The following is a 19,053-nucleotide window of genomic DNA, read 5'->3' as shown; positions in this document are numbered from 1 at the left end:
CATGAGCTCGCATGGCATCGTCCTGTTCGGCCACGGCGCGCGTGACCCGCGCTGGGCCGAGCCGTTCGAACGGCTCGCCGCGCGGCTGCGCGGCGCCCCCTCCCCCGCCGCACACGTGTCGCTCGCGTTCCTCGAGCTGATGACGCCGTCGCTCGGCGACGCGGTCGCCGAGCAGGTCGCGGCCGGCTGCACGCACATCACCGTGGTGCCCGTGTTCTTCGGCCAGGGCGGCCATGTCCGCCGCGACCTGCCGCAGCTCGTCGACGCATGCCGCGCCGTGCATCCGGGTGTCGAGATCCGCTGCGCGACGGCCGTCGGCGAAGACGACGGCGTGCTCGACGCGATCGCGCGCTACTGCATCGACCAGATCGGCGACGACGCGTAAATCACGCCGTCACGGCCCACAAAGAAAAAGCGCCGGCTTCCGCCAGCGCTTTTTTCGTTTGGAACTCCAGCCGGATTCCGCTCAGGCCGCATTTCGCAGCACATCGCCCACTTTCGCCTGCCCGGCGCGCTCGGCGAACGCATCGCCGATCATCAGCAGGCTCGGTTCCGCGGGATCGAGCCACGCCTGCGCGTCGCCCGCCGCCATCTGCGCGAGCGTCAGCGTCAGCGTACGTTCGCGCGCGGTGCTGCACGCCTCGACGATCGCCACGGCCGTCGCCGGCGCACGGCCCGCGTCGATCAGCTCCTGCGCGATGCCGGGCGCGCTGTCGCGGCCCATGTAATAGACCATCGAATCGGCGCGCGCGGCTTCGCGAATCTCGTCGCTGCCCGGCGCGCGGCTGTGCGTCGCGAACGCGACGCTGCGCGACACGCCGCGCAACGTCAGCGAACGCTTCAGCGTCGCCGCCCCGGCCAGCGCCGCGGTGATGCCCGGCACGACCTCGTAGTCGATGCCGGCCGCTTCCAGCGCGCGCATCTCCTCTTCGGCGCGACCGAACAGCATCGGGTCGCCACCCTTCAGCCGCACGACGCACGCATGCTCGCGTGCCGCATCGACGATCTGCTTGTTGATGAAGTGCTGCGCGGTCGAGCGCTGCCCGCAGCGCTTGCCGACGGCAATCCGGCGCGCATGCGGCGCGTAGTCGAGCATCGCGGGCTCGACGAGCGCGTCGTGCAGCACGACGTCCGCCTGCTCGAGCAGCCGCGCGCCGCGCACCGTGATGAGGTCGGCCGCGCCCGGCCCTGCTCCGATCAGATACACCTTGCCCATGTTTGTCGCTTCGCCTTCCAGCGGGCGTCGGCTCCGGCCCGCGCCGCCGCGAAGCGGCGCGGTTGCCCGGTCATGCCGAGAACGCCCGGATCATCCCTGCGGCGACCGTGTGATGCGTCGCCTCGTCGATCAGCACGAACGCACCGGTACCCGGATGCGCGTCGTACGTGTCGCACACGATCGGCTTCTGCAGCGTCAGCGCGACGCGGCCGATGTCGTTCATCTTCAGATCGTGACGGTCGGTCGCGTGCGACAGCGTGTGCACGTCGAGCACCTGCTTGACGCCGCCGATCTTCGCGAACACCGTGCTGGTGGTCTGCTTCAGCAGGTACTTGCGCTGCGGCGACAGCGGCGTCTCGTCGAACCAGCACAGATCGGCTTCGAGCTTCTTCGCCGGTTCGACCGGCTCGCCGGACGTGACGAACATGTCGCCGCGCGACACGTCGACGTCTTCCGCGAGACGGATCGTCACGGTCTGGCCCGCGAACGCGTGCGGCACGGACGCGGTGCCGCCCGGCACCGGCGCGACGATCTCCGCGATCGTCGCCGTGCGGTTCGACGGCAGCACGACGATCTCGTCGCCCACCTTCACTTCGCCCGACTCGATACGGCCCATGTAGCCGCGGAAATCGTCGGCCGAGCTGCCGTCCTGGCGTGCGACCCACTGCACCGGGAAGCGCAGCGCGTCATGCGCCTGCGTCTCGACCGGCAGCGATTCGAGCACGTCGAGCAGCGGTTCGCCCGCGTACCACGGCATGCGCTCGCTCGCGCCGACGATGTTGTCGCCCTTCAGCGCCGACACCGGCACGAAGCGCACGTCGCTCAGGCCGAGCTGCTTCGCGAGCGCGACGTATGCGTCGCGGATCTCGTTGAAGCGTGCTTCGCTGTAGTCGATGAGGTCCATCTTGTTGATCGCGACGATCACGTGCTGCAGCGCGAGCAGCTTGACGATCGCGCTGTGGCGCTTGGTCTGCGGCAGGAGTTGCACGACACCGTTCTCGACCGTGATGCGCGTCGCGTCGATCAACACGATCGCCGCGTGCGCGGTCGATGCGCCCGTCACCATGTTGCGCGTGTACTGCTCGTGGCCCGGCGTATCGGCGATGATGAACTTGCGCTTCGCGGTCGCGAAGTAGCGGTACGCGACGTCGATCGTGATGCCCTGTTCGCGCTCGGCTTCGAGGCCGTCGGTCAGCAGCGCGAGGTCGAGCTCGTCGCCGACCGTGCGCTTGTTCTTCGCACGCGACAGCGCGGACAGCTGGTCGGACAGCACGGCCTTGCTGTCGTACAGCAGGCGGCCGATCAGCGTGCTCTTGCCGTCGTCGACGCTGCCTGCGGTAATGAAGCGCAGCACGCCGAGGTCTTCGGTGTTCTCGATGATGCTCATGATGTGAATGTCCTCGTGTGCTTCAGAAATAACCTTGCTTCTTGCGCTGTTCCATCGCGGCTTCGGAGGCCTGGTCGTCCATCCGGGTCGCGCCGCGCTCGGTGATCTCGGTCACCGCCGTCTCGGCGATGATCTTCTCGACGTCGTCCGCGTCGCTCTCGACCGGGCACGTGCAGGAAATGTCGCCGACCGTGCGGAAGCGCACCTGCGCGAGCTCGCTCGTCTCGCCGTCACGCATCGGCGTGAGCGGCGTGACGGGCACGAGCAGCCCGTTGCGGCGCACGATCTCGCGCTGGTGCGCGTAATAGATCGACGGCAGTTCGAGGTTCTCGCGCGCGATGTACTGCCACACGTCGAGCTCGGTCCAGTTCGAGATCGGGAACACGCGCAGGTGCTCGCCCTTGTGCAGGCGGGCGTTGTACAGGCTCCACAGTTCCGGGCGCTGCGCCTTCGGATCCCACTGGCCGAATTCGTCGCGGAACGAGAAGATGCGTTCCTTCGCACGCGCCTTCTCTTCGTCGCGGCGCGCGCCGCCGATCAGCGCCGTGTAGCCGTGCTGCTCGATCGTCTCGAGCAGCGTGACGGCCTGCGCGGCATTGCGCGAATCAGTTTCGCGGCGCAGCACGACCGTGCCGCGCTTGATCGAATCCTCGACGTGGCCGACGACCAGCTCGGCGCCGAGTTCTTGCGCGCGGCGATCGCGGAAGTCGATCACTTCTTCGTAGTTGTGGCCCGTATCGATGTGCACGAGCGGGAACGGCAACGTCGTCTTGCGGTTCGCGCCGAGGCCGAATGCCTTCAACGCCAGATGCAGCACGACGACCGAATCCTTGCCGCCCGAGAACAACAGCGCCGGCTTGCTGCATTCGGCGACCAGTTCGCGCAGGATGTGGATCGACTCGGCTTCGAGCCAGTCGAGGTGGCCCATGCGGTTGTCGGCACCGGCGGGCGGGGCAAAGGCGGATTGCTCGAGCGTCGTGCTCATGATTTCAGTCCTTCTCTTCTGGGTTCGTGCCGCCCGCTGTCGCAGGCGGCGCAATATTCAGTTTCTTGTCAGGCTTTCAGTGCGTGGCGCCGGCAACGGCGTCCGCGGGAATCGGCGTGATCGTCGTGATGTGCAAGCCGCATTCCTTCGTATCGCGCGACTCCCACCACCAGCGGCCCGCGCGGCTGTCCTCGCCGGGACGGATCGCCCGCGTACACGGCTCGCAGCCGATGCTCGGGTAGCCGCGCGCATGCAGCGGGTTGACCGGCACGTCAAACGCCTTAAGGTACGCCCACACGTCGCTTTCCGTCCAGTCGGCGAGCGGGTTGTACTTCGCGATCCCGCGCGCTTCGTCCTGCTCTTCCTCATGCAGTTCGGCACGCGTGACCGACTGCTCGCGGCGCTGGCCCGTGACCCATGCGCCGACGTCCGCGAGCGCACGATTCAGCGGCTCGACCTTGCGGATGTGGCAGCACGACTTGCGCAGCTCGACACTCTCGTAGAACGCGTTCAGGCCGTGCTCGGCGACGTACTGGTCGACCGCGTCCTGCTGCGGATGGAACTGCTCGATCTCGTAGCCGTAGCGCTCGCGCACGCGGTCGATCATGCCGAGCGTTTCCGCGTGCAGGCGGCCCGTGTTCAGCGAGAAGATGCCGATCCGCACGCCCTTCGACAGGATCGCATGCGTCAGCAGCATGTCTTCCGCCGCGAGGCTGCTCGCGAACTTCACCTTCTCGTGACGGGCCCCGATCTGCGCGAGCAGCGCGTCGAGGCGCTCGACCTTCGCGGCGAGTTCCGGCGTCAGCGCGGTGGCGGTCGCGGTGCTCATGCGCCCACCTTCGCGTCGGGCGTCGCTACGTCTGCCGACGCGCCGCGGCGGCGGAACAGCGGTTCGGGCTGGTCGAACGCGCCCTGGTAACGCTGCGTGAATTCCGTGAACGCATTCAGCGCGTCGTGGATGTCCTTGTCGGCGCGCACCGCGTACGCATCGAAGCCGCAACGCGACATGTACAGCAGCTGGTCGCGCAGCACGTCGCCGATCGCGCGCAGCTCGCCCGTCCAGCCGTGGCGCTCGCGCAGCAGACGCGCGATGCTGTAGCCGCGGCCGTCCGCGAAGCGCGGGAAGTCGACCGCGATCAGCGAAATCGCGCCGAAATCGGCCACGAGATCGGCCGGCTCGCTGTCCGGTGCGAGCCACACGCCGAGCTCGTCCTTCGTCTTCGCGGCAACGAGCGCCGCGCGCTCGACCTGCCACAATGCGAACGGCACCAGCACCTTGCCGGCCGGCAACGCGTCGACCGCGGGCAGTGCACCGTCTTCCGCCGCGCGCACGACCTGCCATGCATCGTCGATCACTGCGCGGTTCTTGATAATCGAAGCCATCTGCTAATTCCTTCTACCCGGTTGGTTACGCGTTCACTGCCTGGCGCGCCGCATACACGCGCTCCTTGAACGGCGCGATGCCGATGCGATCGTACGTGTCGACGAAGCGCTCGCCGTCGACGCGCGACTCGACGAACGTGTCGATCAGCTTCGCGATCACGCCGGGCACTTCCTCCGCCGAGAACGACGGCCCGATCACGCGGCCGAGGCGCGCGCCGTTCCGGCCCGTGCCCTGCTCGCCGCCGAGCGACACCTGGTACCACTCGGCGCCGTCCTTGTCGACGCCGAGGATGCCGATGTTGCCGACGTGATGGTGACCGCACGAGTTCATGCAACCGGAAATGTTCAGCGACAGGTCGCCGAGGTCGTACACATAGTCGAGATCGTCGAAACGCTGCTGGATCGCCAGCGCGATCGGGATCGACTTTGCGTTCGCGAGCGAGCAGAAGTCGCCGCCCGGGCACGCGATGATGTCGGTCAGCAGGCCGATGTTCGGCGTCGCGAAACCGGCTGCCTTCGCCTTTTCCCACAGGGCGAACAGGTCGCGCTTCTTCACGTTCGCGAGAATCAGGTTCTGCTCGTGCGACACGCGCAGCTCGCCGAACGAGTAAGCGTCGGCCCAGTCGGCCACCAGATCCATCTGCTGGTCGGTCGCGTCACCCGGCGCGATACGGTGATCCTTCAGCGACAGCGTGACGGCGGCATAGCCGGCCACCTTGTGCGGGGCAACGTTACGCTCGACCCAGCGCGCGAACGCCTTGTTCTCGAGCAGGTGCTGTTCGAACGACGCGTCGGTGTCGGCCAGCTTCTCGTAGACGGGCGGCTGGAAGTACTGCGACACGCGGTCCACTTCCGCCTGCGTGAGCGTCGACGGGCCGTCCTTCAGGTGCTGCCACTCTTCCTCGACCTGCTGCGCGAACTTCGCGGGCGACAGCGCCTTCACGAGGATCTTGATGCGCGCCTTGTACAGGTTGTCGCGGCGGCCGTAACGGTTGTACACGCGCAGCACGGCTTCGCAATAGGTGAGCAGGTGCTGCCACGGCAGGTCTTCCTTGATCACCGCGCCGATGATCGGCGTACGGCCGAGGCCGCCGCCCGCGAGGATGCTCGCGACCACTTCGCCCTGCGCGTTCTTCTTCAGGTACACGCCGAGGTCGTGGATCTGCACGGCCGCACGGTCATCCTTCGAGCCCGACACCGCGATCTTGAACTTGCGCGGCAGCCATGCGAATTCGGGATGGAACGTCGACCACTGGCGCAGGATTTCCGACCACGGACGCGGATCGATCTCTTCGTCCTGCGCGACACCGGCGAACTGGTCGGCCGTGATGTTGCGGATGCAGTTGCCCGACGTCTGGATGCCGTGCATCTGCACCGACGCGAGCTTCGCGAGGATCTCGGGCGTTTCTTCCAGCTTGATCCAGTTGAACTGGATGTTCGAGCGGGTCGAGAAGTGACCGTAGCCGCGGTCGTGTTCGCGGGCGATGCGCGCCAGCATCCGGAGCTGATCGCTGCGCAGGTTGCCGTACGGAATCGCGATGCGGTGCATGTACGCGTGGCGCTGCATGTACAGGCCGTTCTGCAGGCGCAGCGGACGGAACTCTTCTTCGCTCAACTCGCCCGACAGCCGGCGGCGCACCTGATCGCGGTACTGCGCGACACGCTCGTCGACGATCGTCTGGTCGTATTGGTCGTACTGATACATTCGGGGACCCCAGGGTTTTCGTGGTGACCGCGCGACGTCCTAGCCACGTCGCGCCCGAATCTCCGTTCCGCCGCTATCGCCGGCCTTCCGCTGCCCGGCTGGATTGCTAATGACGAAAACAGATATCCATATTTGAAAAACTCCGGTGAATCGTAATAAACTCGCCTTATATTTCAAACGACTAAAAAATTCTGTTGATATGCGGAAGGGTTATAAATGAACCTGCACCAATTTCGCTTCGTGCGCGAGGCCGTCCGGCAGAATTTCAATCTCACCGAGGCCGCCAAGGCGCTCTACACGTCGCAACCGGGGGTATCGAAGGCGATCATCGAGCTCGAGGACGAGCTGGGTGTGGAGATCTTCACGCGGCACGGCAAGCGCGTGCGCTCGCTCACCGAGCCGGGCCGGATCATCCTCGCGTCGGTCGAGCGGATTCTCCAGGAGGTTGAAAGCCTTAAAAGGGTCGGAAAAGATTATGCGGCCCAGGATCAGGGCAACCTGACCATCGCCGCGACCCATACGCAGGCCCGCTACTCGCTGCCGGCCGCGATCGCCGAGTTCAAGAAGCGCTTCCCGAAGGTGCACCTGTCGATCCTGCAGGGCAGCCCGACGCAGGTGGCCGAGATGGTGATCCACGACCAGGCCGATCTCGCGATCGCCACCGAGGCGATCTCTGACTATAAAGAACTCGTGTCGCTGCCCTGCTTCCAGTGGCACCACGCGGCCGTCGTGCCGGCCGACCACCCGCTGCTCGAACGCAAGCCGGTCACCCTCGACGATCTCGCGCAGTACCCGCTGATCACGTACGACGATGCGTTCGCGGGCCGCAAGAAGATCAACCATGCGTTCGCGCTGCGCGGGCTGTCGCCGGACATCGTGCTCGAGGCGATCGACGCCGACGTGATCAAGACCTACGTCGAACTCGGCCTCGGCGTCGGCATCATGGCCGACATCGCGTTCAATCCCGAGCGTGACCGCAGCCTGCGGCTGATCCCGGTCGGCCACCTGTTCGGCAGCAACGTGACGCGCGTCGCGCTCAAGCAGGGCGCCTACCTGCGCAGCTATGTGTATACGCTGGTCGAACTGCTGTCGCCGACGCTGAACCGCAAGCTGATCGAGCAGGCGCTCAAGGGCGAATCCGAATCGTACGAACTCTGAGCGGCGTGTATAACCACGGGGGCGCACATCGCGCCCCTTTTTGCTGTCCGACGGAGAATTCCGCATGACGCTTCCCGCCCTGTTGCGCCGCGCTGCCGGCGCCGCCCTCGTACTGGCCTGCGCCGCCGCGCATGCCGACCTGAAGGTCGGCGTCGACCTGTCGTCGACCGGCCCGGCGGCCGCGATCGGCATCACGAGCAAGAACGCGATCCTGATGTGGCCGAAGACGATCGCCGGGCAACCCGTGCAGGTGACCGTGCTCGACGATGCATCCGACCCGGGCACCGCGGTGCGCAACATCCGCAAGCTGGTCGACGAGGATCACGTCGACGTGGTGGTCGGGCCGAACATCACGCCGGCCGCACTCGCGGCCCTCGATGCGGTGGCCGCCGGGCAGACGCCGATGATCACGCTGGTCGGCTCCGGCGCGATCGTCGAGCCGCAGGAAGGCGCGCGGACCTGGGCGTTCAAGATGGCGCAGAGCGACCGCGCGATGGCCGACGTGATGACGCGCCATATGGCGAACCACGGCGTGAAGACGGTCGGCTTCATCGGCTTCGCCGACAGCTACGGTGACAGCTGGCTGAACGAGTTCACGCGCTTCGCGGACCTGCGCAAGATCCGCGTCATCGCGACCGAGCGCTTCAACCGCACCGACGCGAGCGTCACGGGCCAGGCATTGAAGCTGATCGCGGCGAAACCCGACGCGATCCTGATCGCGGGCTCGGGCACGCCGGCCGTGCTGCCGCAGCGCACGCTGATCGAGCGCGGCTACCAGGGCCCGGTCTACCAGACCCACGGGATCGCGACACCGGAATTCATCAAGCTGGGCGGCAAGGATGTCGACGGGACGCTGTTCCCGACCCAGCCGGTGGTCGTCGCGCGCACGCTGCCGGCCGATCATCCGGCCCGCAAGGCCGCGCTCGCGTTCGTCGACGCGTACGAAGCGAAGTACGGCGCCGGCACGGTCACGCAGTTCGCGGGCGACGCGGCGGGTGTCTACCCGCGGCTCGCCGACGCGGTCGGCCGCGCGCTGAAGGTCGCGCAGCCGGGCACGCCCGCGTTCCGCGCGGCGCTGCGGCGCGAGCTGGAACATGCGCACGAGCTCGTCGTGCCGAACGGTGTCGTCAACACGAGCGACAAGGATCATGTGGGACTCGACCAGCGCGCGAGCGTGATGGGGATCGTCAAGCAGGGCCGGTTCGTCTACCTCAGTCAGTGACTTGGGTGGCCCGCAACCGGGCAGCTTGCCCGGCGGCGGGATTTCGGACATAATCCGCGTTTCGCCGCGCACCATCGCATGCGCGGCCAGGATCAAGCCCAGGTGGTGAAATTGGTAGACGCAGGGGACTCAAAATCCCCCGCCGCAAGGCGTGCCGGTTCGATTCCGGCCCTGGGCACCAGCATTCTCGCAGCGTGAAGCGCTGCGCCTCCCGAAACCCGCGCAAGCTCGCCGCTTCGCGGGTTTTTTGTTTTTGCCGCCGGCGCCGCAACGCGCGCCCCGCGCAACAGTCCAAGCGGCATGAGGATGCGCGGCACGGAGGCACGCCATGTTCATGCGCCCGATTTCATCTCCGCTCTGCCGCCGCGCGCTCGCCGCGGTGCTGTCGCTCATGCTGGCCGGCTGCGATGTACTGACCGCGCCGCCGGTGCCTGACTGGCCGGGCCCGCACGCGCCCTACCCGTTCCCGGACAGCATTCCGCATCGCACCGAATGAATGGACGCCAGGGCCGCCGTCGGCACGTCGAGCCGAGCTCAGGCTCAAACCATCAACGCCCGCACGAAGTCGAGAAACACGCGCACCTTCGCGGAAACGAGGTTGGACGCGTGGTGATACGCGTAGAGCGGAAACGTCTCGTCCGCCCATTCCGGCAGCAGCAGCACCAGCCGCCCGTCGGTAAGGATGTCGCGCGCATAGAGTTCCAGCAGCTGGGCAATCCCCGCGCCGCCCAGGCACGCGCCGAGCAGCATGCCCGTATCGTTGACCATCAGCCGGCCGGCGGCATCGAACGGCATCACCTCCTTGCCGCGATGAAATTCCCATTCGAACGGCCGCCCCGTCACCGGGTCGCGGATCAGCACGCAGCGATGCCCGCTCGCGAGATCCCGCGGGTGCCGCGGTTCGCCGTGGCGCGCGACATAGGCCGCCGACGCGCAGGTCAACACGCGCGTTTCCAGCAGCAGCCGCGCACGGTATGAAGATGGTTCCGGAATGCCGAACCGCACCGCCACGTCGAACCCGTCGGCGACGAGGTCGCCCATCCGGTCGCGCACGCTGATCTCGACGGACAGGTCGGGAAAGCGGTCGAGAAACTCGGCCATCTTCGGCGCCAGCACGTAGTGGCCGAAAGTCGCGTCGACGTTGACGCGCAGCCGCCCCCTGACACGCGCCTTCGACTGGCCGGCGTCGATCGCCGCGTCCTCGATGCCGGCCAGCAGCGGCGCGACCGCTTCATAGAAACGCCGCCCTTCGTCGGTCAGCGTGATCGCACGGGCCGTGCGGTTGAAGATCCGGATGCCGACGCGCTCTTCCAGCCGGGCGACGGCACGGCTCACCGCCGGCTGCGTCAGCCCCATCGCCTCGCCGGCGCGCGCGAAGGTGCCGGCCTCGATCACCGCCGAGAGCACGCCGATCCCGCTCAAAAGCCTGCTGTCGAATGCCATTAGACGTACTTTCAGTCATTCTTGATCTGATCATTATTCATTATTTTTATTGATCGAGGGAGCCTACATTAGTCCTGTCGCCGGAACGCACGGCACTCACGAATCAAGGAGCAGGACATGAGCACATCGGAACAGGTCGCCCTCGTCACGGGCTCGTCGCGCGGCATCGGTGCGGAGATCGCCCGCCGCCTCGCCCGCGACGGTTTCAGGGTCGTCGTGAACTATGCGGGCGGTGCCGGCCCCGCGCAGGACGTGGTCGACGCGATCGCCGCCGGCGGCGGCACGGCCGTCGCGGTGCAGGCGGACGTCGCCGATCCGGCCGCGGTGGCCGCGCTGTTCGACACGGCCGAGCAGGCATTCGGCCGGATCGACGTCGTGGTCAACAGCGCGGGCGTGATGAAGCTCGCGCCCCTCGCCGAGTTCGACGACGCGGCATTCGACCAGACCGTCGCGATCAACCTGAAGGGCGCGTTCAACGTCAGCCGCGAGGCGGCGAAGCGCGTGCGCGACGGCGGGCGCATCGTCAACCTGACCTCGAGCGTGATCGGCATGCGCCTGCCGACCTACGGGGTGTACATCGCGACCAAGGCCGCCGTCGAGGGCATGACGCAGGTGCTCGCGCAGGAGATGCGCGGCCGCGGCATCAGCGTGAACGCCGTCGCGCCGGGGCCGGTCGCGACCGAGCTGTTCCTGCAGGGCAAGAGCGCCGAACTCGTCGACCGGATGGCGAAGATGAACCCGCTGGAGCGGCTCGGCCAGCCCGCCGACATCGCCAGCGTCGTCGCGTTCCTCGCCGGCCCCGACGGCGCGTGGGTCAACGGCCAGGTGCTGCGCGCCAACGGCGGCATGTGCTGACCGGCCGCCTGCCACGCCCACCGCTTACCGGAGATCGATCATGAAGGAAGTCATTCTCGTCACGGGCGCGTCCAGCGGCTTCGGCCTGCTGACGGCCCAGGCGCTCGCCCGCGCCGGCCATACCGTCTACGCGTCGATGCGCGAAAGCACCGGCCGCAACGCGCCGCGCGTCGCCGCCATCGCCGCCTACGCGCGGAAACACGGCGTCGACCTGCGCACCGTCGAGCTCGACGTCGGCGACGACGCGTCCGTCACTGCCGCCATCGATCGCGTGATCGCGGACAACGGCCGCCTCGACGTCCTCGTCCACAACGCCGGCCACATGGTGTTCGGCCCGGCCGAAGCGTTCACGCCCGAGCAGATCGGCGAGCTCTACGACATCAACGTCGTGTCGACCCAGCGCGTCAACCGCGCGGCGCTGCCGCACCTGCGGCGCCAGGGGCGCGGCCTGCTCGTCTGGGTGTCGTCGTCGTCCGCGCGCGGCGGTACGCCGCCGTTCCTCGCGCCCTACTTCGCCGCGAAGGCCGCGATGGATTCGCTCGCGGTGTCCTATGCGGCCGAACTGGCCCGCTGGGGGATCGAGACGTCGATCGTCGTGCCGGGCGCCTTCACACAGGGCACGAATCACTTCGCCCATGCGGGCAAACCGGCCGATGCGGCCATTCAGGCCGCCTACGTCGACGGCCCCTATGCCGGCGTCGCCGAACAGGCGCTTCAAGGCCTCGCCGCGCTCGAACCCGCGGACGCCGATGCGGGCACCGTCGCGACAGCCATTGCCGACATCGTCGCCGCCCCGGCTGGCAAGCGCCCGTACCGCGTGTTCGTCGATCCGTCTCAGGACGGCGCGGAGGAGGTGTTCCGCGTCGGCGATCGCATTCGCCGCGAAATGTTCAGGAACATCGGCCTCGCCGACCTGCTCGCGGCCCGCGTCGGCGGCTGATCCACCGTGCGCCGGTCACGCCGGCGCGCCTCAGCCTGGCTCGCAGAACCCGAGGATCGCGTCGGCGATTGCCGCCGGCGCCTCGCGCTGCGGAAAGTGGCCGACACCGTCCAGCACCTGCCGCGCGTAGCGCCCCGCAAAGAACCGCTCGCGCCCGGCCGAGCTGTCCGGATGATTGCAGGTATCCGCGCCGCCGTGCAGCACGAGCGTCGGCAGCGCCAGCACCGGCGCGGGATTCAGCCGCGCATCGTCGTCGGCATAGGCCGGCGTGCCCGGTGCGAATCCCCATCGATGCCGGTACGAATGCAGCACGACGTCGATCCAGTCGGGCCCGTCGAACGCGGCGGCGGCCGCGTCGAAATCGCTGTCGCGATACCAGCCCGGCGGCGACCACGTGTCCCACATCAGGCGGGCAAACGCGCGGCGATCGTCGCGCAACGCCTGCTCGCCGCGCGGCGTCGCCATGAACCAGTGATACCAGTAGTTGCGCGCCTGCTGCAGCGACAGCGGCTGCCCCGGGTCGTTGGTGCCGTACCCGACCGACAGCATCACGAGATGCGATGCGGCGCCATCGCGCAGCCCGCACGCGTTCGCGGCCGCCCGCGCCCCCCAGTCGTGCCCGACCAGCATGGGCCGCTCGATGCCGAGCGCATCGACGAAGTCGAGCAGGTCGCGCCCGAGCGCCGCGAGCTGGCCGCTGCGCGGCACGGATGCGTCGCGAAAGCGGGTCGGCGCAAATCCGCGCAGCGCGGGCGCGAGCACGCGGTAGCCGTGCGTGGCGAGCCTTGCCGCCACCGCGTCCCAGCCGACCGGGCTGTCCGGCCAGCCGTGCAGCAGCACGGCCACGCGCTCGCCGCGCGGGTTCCATTCGAGATAGGCAACGTCGAGCGACGCGGTCGTCGCATGCGCATAGGTCGTCATCGTGCACTCCGTTGGGTGGATCCGAGTGCACGATGGTAGGCCGGCCTTTCATCACGATTCACGGAGTATCATCGTTAATTCTTCGAGTATCGCGTTGAATTGATCCATGGAACCGCTGACCGATCCCGCATCGACCTCGCTCGACATCACGCTGCTGCGCACCTTCCTCGAAGTCGTCGACAGCCGCGGGTTCGCGCCGGCCGCGGAACGGCTCGCGCTGACGCCGTCCGCCGTCAGCGGCCATATCAAGCGGCTCGAACAGGCAGCCGGCACGGTGCTGCTCGCGCGCACCACCCGTCGCATCGCGCTCACGCCGGCCGGCGACACGCTGTACGCGTACGCACGCAACATCGTCGACATGGAGCGCGAAGTGCGCGCAAGGCTGCGCGGCGCGCCGGCGCACGGCCCGCTGCGGGTCGGCGCATCGGAGGATTTTGCGGGTGCGTGGCTGCCGCACGTGCTGCGCACGTTCCGCGACCGCCACCCGCGCACGTCGATCGAGCTGAAGGTCGGGATCACCGCGTCGCTGCTGCGCGAGCAGACGCTCGGCCGGCTCGACGTCGTGTTCGGCAAGCAGTGCCGGCAGGTCGACACGCCGGGCGAACTGCTGTGGGAAGAACCGCTCGTGTGGGCGTTCGCGTCGGATCGCACGCTCGACGCCGGCGGCGACGTGCCGCTCGCGCTGTTTCCGCAGCCATGCGTCTATCGCGAAGCCGCCGTCGCGGCGCTCGCCGCTGCGTTGCGGCCGTTTCGCGTGCTGTTCGAGAGCAGCAGCATGGCCGGCTGCGTGTCGGCCGCGCTCGCGGGCTTCGCGGTCACCGCGCTGGCGCGCAGCCAGCTGCGCGACGGCCTGCGCGAATGCGGCCCGCAGGACGGCCTGCCGGCGCTGCCGGCCGCGCGTTTCTACGCGTTCGCGGCGAAACCGGACGGCGCCGGCGCGGCGTTGATCGATGCGGTGCGGGAAACCGGCCGCAGCCGGCAGTTCGCGGCGCTGCCCGGCTGAAACAGGCACGACGGCACGTGACGCGATCCGGCCGTGCCGGTCAGTCGCCCTCCGCCCCCTCCCCGCCATGCGTCAGCGCGCTCGCCATCAGTTCCCCGAACCATTCGACGAAGGCATTGAGCCGGCGCGAACGATGGCGCCGGTGCGGGTACACGGCCGACACGTCCATCGGTGCGGCGCGGTGGCCGGGCATCACGTCGACGAGTGCGCCGCTGTCGAGCAGATGCTGGACGTCGAAGCGCGGAATCTGGATCAGCCCCATCCCGGCGATGCAGCTGGCGATATAGGTTTCGGCATTGTTGACGATCACCCGGCTCGGCAGCATGAGCGTGTGCCGCTGGCCGTCCGTGCAGTATTCCCAGTCGAGTTCGCGCCCGGTCGTCGGCGACGCATAGCCGATCGCCCAGTGTCCGTGCGCGAGCGCATCCGGATGCTCGGGCACGCCGCATTCGCGCAGGTAGTCGGGGCTCGCGCAGTTGATCAGCGTGAACTGCCCGAGCGGCCGCACGACGAGGCTGCTGTCGGCAAGCCGCCCGACGCGGATCGCGCAGTCGACGCCCTCCTGCACCAGGTCGATCGAACGATCGGTCGAGCCGAGCGACAGTTGCAGCTTCGGATAACGGTGAAACAGCGACGGCAGCGCGGGCGCCACCATGCGGCGCGCGATCCGGCTCGGCACGTCGACGTTCAGCCGGCCGATCACGTCGCGGTCGCGGCGGCGGAACAGGCGGTCGAGTTCGTCGGCCTCCGCGAGCAGGCGCCGGCCGCGTTCGAGCAGCAGCGCGCCGTCGGCGGTCAGTTGCACCTGGCGTGTCGTGCGGTGCAAGAGGCGCGTGCCGAGCCCCGTCTCCAGTTGCTGGACGGCCGCCGACACGGTCGCGCGCGGCACGTCGAGCGCATGCGCGGCCTTGATGAAGCTGCCCATCTCGGCAACCTGCAGGAAAATTCTGACCTGATCCAGCTTGTCCATCGGCAGGGAACGTAGGTTCGGACGAACGCCGCCGCCAGCCGTCGCGCGTCGCGACAAGGTCCGGCGGCACAGAGAAAACGGGCACGCAGCCGCGAGGCCGCGCGCCCGTCCATTGTCCACGCAAACGCGCCATTGCGGTGCGCCGCGCGGCCCGTTGCCGGGCCGGTTACTTGGTCGTGTAGCCGCCGTTGATCAGGATCGTCTGGCCCGTGATCCACCAGCCGTCGGTGACGAGATGGCGGATGAACGGCACGACGTCCTCGATGTCGGTCAGGCCCGTCTTGCTGAACGGCGACAGCGCGGCCGCCGTCTTGTGATACGCGACCGCATCGGCGCCCTCGGCCGGGTAGAAGAACGGCGTGTCCATCGGGCCCGGCCCGACGGCCGTCACCGAGATCCCGCGCGCCCCGTACTCCTTCGACGCTGCGCGCGTGAAATGCTCGACCGGCGCCTTCGACCCTTCGTACGCCGCATAGAACGGCGTGAACGCGCCGAGCAGCGACGTCACGAGCGTGACGAGCTTGCCGTGATCCTCGAGGTGCCGCCCTGCTTCCTTGATGAAGAAGAACGCCGACTTGCTGTTGACCGCGAACATCTCGTCGTACTCGGCCTCGCTGATCTCGGTGAACGGCTTCTTCAGCACCTTGCCGACCGTGTTGATCGCGATGTCGATCTTGCCGAAGCGCTGCTTCGCGTCGTCGAACAGCTTCTCGACCGCGGCGGCCGTCGTCAGGTCGCCCTGGAACGTAGCCGCTTCCGCGCCGGCCGCACGCACCGCGGCGGCCGTCTCCTCGGCCTGCGCCTGCGACGCGGCGCTGTTGTAGTGAATCGCCACGGCCTTCGCACCGTGGCTCGCCAGATCCCGCGCGATCAGGCCGCCGAGATTCTTTGCGCCGCCTGCGATCAGGACGACCTTGTCTGCGAGCGTATGAGTTGCCACGGTTGACTCCCTTTCTCGTTGAACGAAGCTTGGAGTGTAGGCACGCGCGACGCGCCGGTCAGCCGGGCAACGCTGGATGGATTATCCAGAAAAACGATCCAATCGAAGCGCGGCAGTGCAGCCTGCCGCACCGACAACCGCGCCGGATCCGCCCTCGATTGATGGGCGCCGATGCCGAGGCCGGCGCCGGCTCAGCGCGCGTACAGCGTCGCGTCGATCTTGCCGAGCAGCCACTGCATGCCGGCCAGGTGCTGCTGGTCGTGGCTGCACAGGTAGTGGACGAGCCCGCGCACGGTCAGCGCCCCGTAGCCGTCGAATTCCCCGGTGCGCGCGAACTGTTCGGGCGTGAGGCGCGACACGAGGTCCAGCGTCTCGCGCCGCGCTTCGCGGATCGCCGCGAGCACGTCGGACGCATACGCATCGTTGTAGCGGCGCTCGATCGCGAGCGCGTCGCCGTCGATCGACACGAGCAGCGGCCGGTCCTCGTCGAGCATCCGCCGCAGCCGCACGTGATAGCCGTCGATCTCGATGTCGCGCACGTGGCAGAGCTGCCCGAGCGGCGAAAAATGCTCGCTCGGCATCCCGGCCCAGTCGTCGGGCGTCCAGCGCGCGTAGCCGTCGGGGACGGCCGCGAAATGGGCTTCGAGCTGACGGGGGAAATCGGCGAGTGCGTCGAGCGTCGTCGGATTCATGCGGGACTCCCTGTCGGATAGAGGCGGCGGCAGCCCTGGCACGGGCCTGCCGTCGCCGTTGCGTCACTTCACGCTGAAGCCGTACGCGCCCTGCGTGCGGTGCCCGTCGGTCGCGACGGCCACCCATTTCACCGTATAGGCGCCGGTGCCGACCACCGTGAGCGGCACCGACATCCGCTTGCGGTTCGACGCGTCGATGCGCGCACGGCCATCCGACACCGTCTTGCCGTCGCCATCGACGACGACGATCGAGCTGAACGCGGGTTCCAGCGGCTCGGTGAAGTCGATCGTGACGGCGGCCGGTGCGGCAGCCACCGCCGCGCCCGCCGCCGGATCGCTCTTCGCGAGGTGCGCGTGCGCGAACGCGGCCGACGAGACGGTCGCCGCAACGATGACGGCAGCGGCGTGGCGGCCGAACGGGAACGAAGCAAAAGGCATGGACTTTCCGTGAAGAATGAACGGGCGCCGCGCCCCGCGCGGCGTACCGGCAGCTTACCAGCGCATGCGCGTTCATGCCGGTCGCGCACCATCGCTTGATAGAATGCGCGCGCTATGGATCTCGAAAGCATTCTCTACACCCAGGGCTTCGGCTCGCGCCGCCAGTGCCGCGGCCTGATCGAAGCGGGCCGCGTCACCGTGGCGGGCGCCCGCGCGACCGACCCCGACGCCGTGTTCGATACCGACGGCCTCGTGTTCTCGGTCGACGATACGGCGTGGCCGTTCCACGCACGCGCCTATCTCGCGCTCAACAAGCCGGCCGGCTACGAGTGTTCGCGCGATCCGCAACACCATGCGAGCGTGTTCAGCCTGCTGCCTGCACCGCTCGTCGCGCGCGGCGTGCAGTGCGTCGGGCGTCTCGACCAGGACACGACGGGTCTGCTGCTGCTGTCCGACGACGGCCAGTTCGTGCACGCGTACACGTCGCCGAAACGCAAGGTGCCGAAGACCTATGTGGCAACCGTGCGCCACCCGCTCGACGACACGCAACTGAACACGCTGCGCACCGGCGTGCAGTTGCACGGCGAGCCGAAGCCGATCGCGGCGGTCGCCGCCGACGCGCGCGACCCGCACGCACTCGCGCTGACCGTCCTCGAAGGCAAGTATCACCAGGTCAAGCGGATGGTCGCCGCGGTGAGCAACCGCGTCGAGTTGCTGCACCGCGAAAGCATCGGCGGCTTCACGCTGCCGGGCGACCTCGCGCCCGGCGCGTGGCGCTGGCTCGATGACGCCGACCTTTCAGCGCTGCGCAATCCGGTCAAAACCCTGTAAGGGAAAATCCGCACGACCGTTCGACGCTCGACCGCATCTCGGCCGCATATTCCCCCGCTATACTGAAATCACAAGCTGTAAGAGAACAGCGACGTAGGGGGAGGCATCATGAACAACCATACTTTCGAACTGTCGTCCGTGATGATCGCGTTCGCGGTCATCGGTGTCATCGTGATCGGCGGGCTGCTGGCCGCGATGCACATGAAGCACAAATATCATCCGAACCTGATTGGCGCGCTGATCGGCGCGCTGCTGTGCTTCCTGCTGATCGAGGCGTTACCGGCGCTCACCTGATGCGCTGCCCGGCGCGAGCGTTTGAAGGAAATCATCTACGGTCGGATAGCGCAACGTCACGCACAATTCGGCCTTGAGCCGTGCGTTGGACAAGCGCCGCGACTCGCGCATGAACGACAGCAGTGTCGGTTCGAGCTGGCGCTCGGCGTCCGCGCGGCTGACGCGTGGCGGCCTCGGCAGGCCGAGCACCTGCGCGACCCGGTCGAAATACTCCCCCATCCGCAGTTCGCTGTCGTCCGACGCGTGCACGGCGCGCGCCGGCTTGCCGCGTTCGGCCGCGCGGCGCAGGATCGCCGCGAGATCGTCCGCGTGGATGTGGTTCGTGTAGACGTCGTCGGCCGGCTCGAGCGCCGGCGTGCCGCGCTTGAGCCGTGCGACCGGCAGGCGGTTCGCCGCGTAGATCCCGGGAATCCGCACGATGCGCGCGGACAGCACGCCGCGCACCGTCGCCGCACGCAGCTGCCGCTCGGCCGACACGCGCCGGAACGCGCGCGGATTCGCGGGACGCAGCGGGTGCGTTTCGTCGATGCGCGCACCGCCGCAGTCGCCGTAAACGCCCGTCGTACTGGCGTAGACGAGCCTCGGCGCACGAAGGCCGTCGGGTACAATACGCGCTGCCCGAATGGGCGCGCCGGCCTGTCGGGTCGCGGTGCGCAGCGTTCGGAGCCGA

At 68.2% G+C, this 19,053-nt stretch carries 22 protein-coding genes and 1 tRNA gene; 10 read left to right on the top strand and 13 right to left on the bottom strand.

Features of this window, described 5'->3' with window-relative positions; genetic code table 11:
* Window position 1 precedes the first annotated feature (1 nt).
* The gene (locus tag G3N98_RS24930) at window positions 2-385 is read left to right on the top strand and encodes a CbiX/SirB N-terminal domain-containing protein (RefSeq protein ID WP_069248630.1); all 384 of its coding nucleotides are present in this window, start codon (window positions 2-4) and stop codon (window positions 383-385) included.
* An 81-nt stretch (window positions 386-466) separates the two neighbouring features.
* On the opposite strand, the gene cobA is transcribed toward G3N98_RS24930, so the two are convergent.
* From cobA to G3N98_RS24900, 6 genes are all read right to left on the bottom strand, one after another.
* On the bottom strand, window positions 467-1,216 hold the full coding sequence (gene cobA / locus G3N98_RS24925; protein ID WP_089426124.1) for a uroporphyrinogen-III C-methyltransferase: 750 nt from the start codon (window positions 1,214-1,216) through the stop codon (window positions 467-469).
* A gap of 70 nt (window positions 1,217-1,286) precedes the next feature.
* Window positions 1,287-2,603, bottom strand: coding sequence for a sulfate adenylyltransferase subunit 1 (locus G3N98_RS24920; protein WP_206149483.1), 1,317 nt, complete (start codon window positions 2,601-2,603; stop codon window positions 1,287-1,289).
* Window positions 2,604-2,625: 22 nt separating this feature from the next.
* Window positions 2,626-3,588, bottom strand: a complete 963-nt coding sequence (gene cysD / locus G3N98_RS24915; RefSeq protein WP_034192618.1) for a sulfate adenylyltransferase subunit CysD — start codon at window positions 3,586-3,588, stop codon at window positions 2,626-2,628.
* Window positions 3,589-3,664: 76 nt separating this feature from the next.
* On the bottom strand, window positions 3,665-4,417 hold the full coding sequence (locus G3N98_RS24910) for a phosphoadenylyl-sulfate reductase (protein WP_089473404.1): 753 nt from the start codon (window positions 4,415-4,417) through the stop codon (window positions 3,665-3,667).
* Window positions 4,414-4,971: a DUF934 domain-containing protein gene (locus G3N98_RS24905; protein WP_206149482.1), complete on the bottom strand. Its 558-nt coding sequence runs from the start codon at window positions 4,969-4,971 to the stop codon at window positions 4,414-4,416. Before G3N98_RS24905 ends, G3N98_RS24910 begins: the two co-directional genes overlap by 4 nt.
* Before the next feature lie 25 nt (window positions 4,972-4,996).
* The gene (locus G3N98_RS24900; RefSeq protein ID WP_206149481.1) at window positions 4,997-6,676 is read right to left on the bottom strand and encodes a nitrite/sulfite reductase; all 1,680 of its coding nucleotides are present in this window, start codon (window positions 6,674-6,676) and stop codon (window positions 4,997-4,999) included.
* A 216-nt stretch (window positions 6,677-6,892) separates the two neighbouring features.
* Between G3N98_RS24900 and G3N98_RS24895 the strand changes: the two genes are divergently transcribed.
* From G3N98_RS24895 to G3N98_RS24880, 4 genes are all read left to right on the top strand, one after another.
* Window positions 6,893-7,834 (top strand): CysB family HTH-type transcriptional regulator, encoded by a 942-nt coding sequence (locus tag G3N98_RS24895; RefSeq protein ID WP_046544612.1) that lies wholly within the window; start codon window positions 6,893-6,895, stop codon window positions 7,832-7,834.
* 64 nt (window positions 7,835-7,898) lie between these two features.
* A complete protein-coding gene (locus tag G3N98_RS24890; protein ID WP_206149480.1) occupies window positions 7,899-9,056 on the top strand; it encodes an ABC transporter substrate-binding protein in 1,158 nt (385 codons plus the stop codon).
* Between the two features lie 96 nt (window positions 9,057-9,152).
* Window positions 9,153-9,237: transfer RNA gene (locus G3N98_RS24885), tRNA-Leu, on the top strand.
* A gap of 147 nt (window positions 9,238-9,384) precedes the next feature.
* On the top strand, window positions 9,385-9,552 hold the full coding sequence (locus tag G3N98_RS24880; protein WP_179257679.1) for a hypothetical protein: 168 nt from the start codon (window positions 9,385-9,387) through the stop codon (window positions 9,550-9,552).
* 44 nt (window positions 9,553-9,596) lie between these two features.
* On the opposite strand, the gene G3N98_RS24875 is transcribed toward G3N98_RS24880, so the two are convergent.
* Window positions 9,597-10,499 (bottom strand): LysR family transcriptional regulator, encoded by a 903-nt coding sequence (locus G3N98_RS24875; RefSeq protein WP_206149479.1) that lies wholly within the window; start codon window positions 10,497-10,499, stop codon window positions 9,597-9,599.
* A gap of 117 nt (window positions 10,500-10,616) precedes the next feature.
* On the opposite strand from G3N98_RS24875, the gene G3N98_RS24870 reads away from it, so the two are divergent.
* Entirely contained in the window at window positions 10,617-11,354 is a 738-nt protein-coding gene (locus G3N98_RS24870; protein WP_175240152.1) for an SDR family oxidoreductase, read from the top strand.
* Window positions 11,355-11,394: 40 nt separating this feature from the next.
* Entirely contained in the window at window positions 11,395-12,294 is a 900-nt protein-coding gene (locus G3N98_RS24865) for an SDR family oxidoreductase (protein ID WP_206149478.1), read from the top strand.
* Window positions 12,295-12,324: 30 nt separating this feature from the next.
* On the opposite strand, the gene G3N98_RS24860 is transcribed toward G3N98_RS24865, so the two are convergent.
* A complete protein-coding gene (locus G3N98_RS24860; RefSeq protein WP_206149477.1) occupies window positions 12,325-13,215 on the bottom strand; it encodes an alpha/beta hydrolase in 891 nt (296 codons plus the stop codon).
* A 106-nt stretch (window positions 13,216-13,321) separates the two neighbouring features.
* On the opposite strand from G3N98_RS24860, the gene G3N98_RS24855 reads away from it, so the two are divergent.
* Window positions 13,322-14,218: a LysR family transcriptional regulator gene (locus G3N98_RS24855; RefSeq protein ID WP_175044059.1), complete on the top strand. Its 897-nt coding sequence runs from the start codon at window positions 13,322-13,324 to the stop codon at window positions 14,216-14,218.
* Between the two features lie 40 nt (window positions 14,219-14,258).
* Here G3N98_RS24855 and G3N98_RS24850 read toward each other — a convergent pair whose 3' ends face one another.
* From G3N98_RS24850 to copC, 4 genes are all read right to left on the bottom strand, one after another.
* Complete coding sequence (locus G3N98_RS24850) at window positions 14,259-15,188, bottom strand: LysR family transcriptional regulator (protein WP_175240149.1); 930 nt, start codon at window positions 15,186-15,188, stop codon at window positions 14,259-14,261.
* A gap of 166 nt (window positions 15,189-15,354) precedes the next feature.
* The gene (locus G3N98_RS24845; protein ID WP_039368119.1) at window positions 15,355-16,128 is read right to left on the bottom strand and encodes an SDR family oxidoreductase; all 774 of its coding nucleotides are present in this window, start codon (window positions 16,126-16,128) and stop codon (window positions 15,355-15,357) included.
* Window positions 16,129-16,319: 191 nt separating this feature from the next.
* Window positions 16,320-16,820, bottom strand: a complete 501-nt coding sequence (locus G3N98_RS24840) for a DinB family protein (protein WP_089473414.1) — start codon at window positions 16,818-16,820, stop codon at window positions 16,320-16,322.
* Between the two features lie 63 nt (window positions 16,821-16,883).
* Window positions 16,884-17,258: a copper homeostasis periplasmic binding protein CopC gene (copC, locus tag G3N98_RS24835; protein ID WP_206149476.1), complete on the bottom strand. Its 375-nt coding sequence runs from the start codon at window positions 17,256-17,258 to the stop codon at window positions 16,884-16,886.
* Between the two features lie 114 nt (window positions 17,259-17,372).
* Between copC and G3N98_RS24830 the strand changes: the two genes are divergently transcribed.
* Together G3N98_RS24830 and G3N98_RS24825 are read left to right on the top strand one after the other, a co-directional pair.
* Complete coding sequence (locus G3N98_RS24830) at window positions 17,373-18,089, top strand: 16S rRNA pseudouridine(516) synthase (RefSeq protein WP_206149475.1); 717 nt, start codon at window positions 17,373-17,375, stop codon at window positions 18,087-18,089.
* A 108-nt stretch (window positions 18,090-18,197) separates the two neighbouring features.
* Window positions 18,198-18,383, top strand: a complete 186-nt coding sequence (locus G3N98_RS24825) for a hypothetical protein (RefSeq protein ID WP_089426139.1) — start codon at window positions 18,198-18,200, stop codon at window positions 18,381-18,383.
* On the opposite strand, the gene G3N98_RS24820 is transcribed toward G3N98_RS24825, so the two are convergent.
* On the bottom strand, window positions 18,366-19,053 hold a 688-nt coding region (locus tag G3N98_RS24820; protein ID WP_206149474.1), incomplete at its 5' end, for an NAD-dependent epimerase/dehydratase family protein. The two genes, G3N98_RS24825 and G3N98_RS24820, sit on opposite strands and share 18 nt — an antisense overlap.

Source organism: Burkholderia sp. Tr-20390 (assembly GCF_017104595.1).
Taxonomy (GTDB): Bacteria; Pseudomonadota; Gammaproteobacteria; order Burkholderiales; family Burkholderiaceae; genus Burkholderia.
This window is presented reverse-complemented; position numbering and strand designations above follow the sequence as displayed.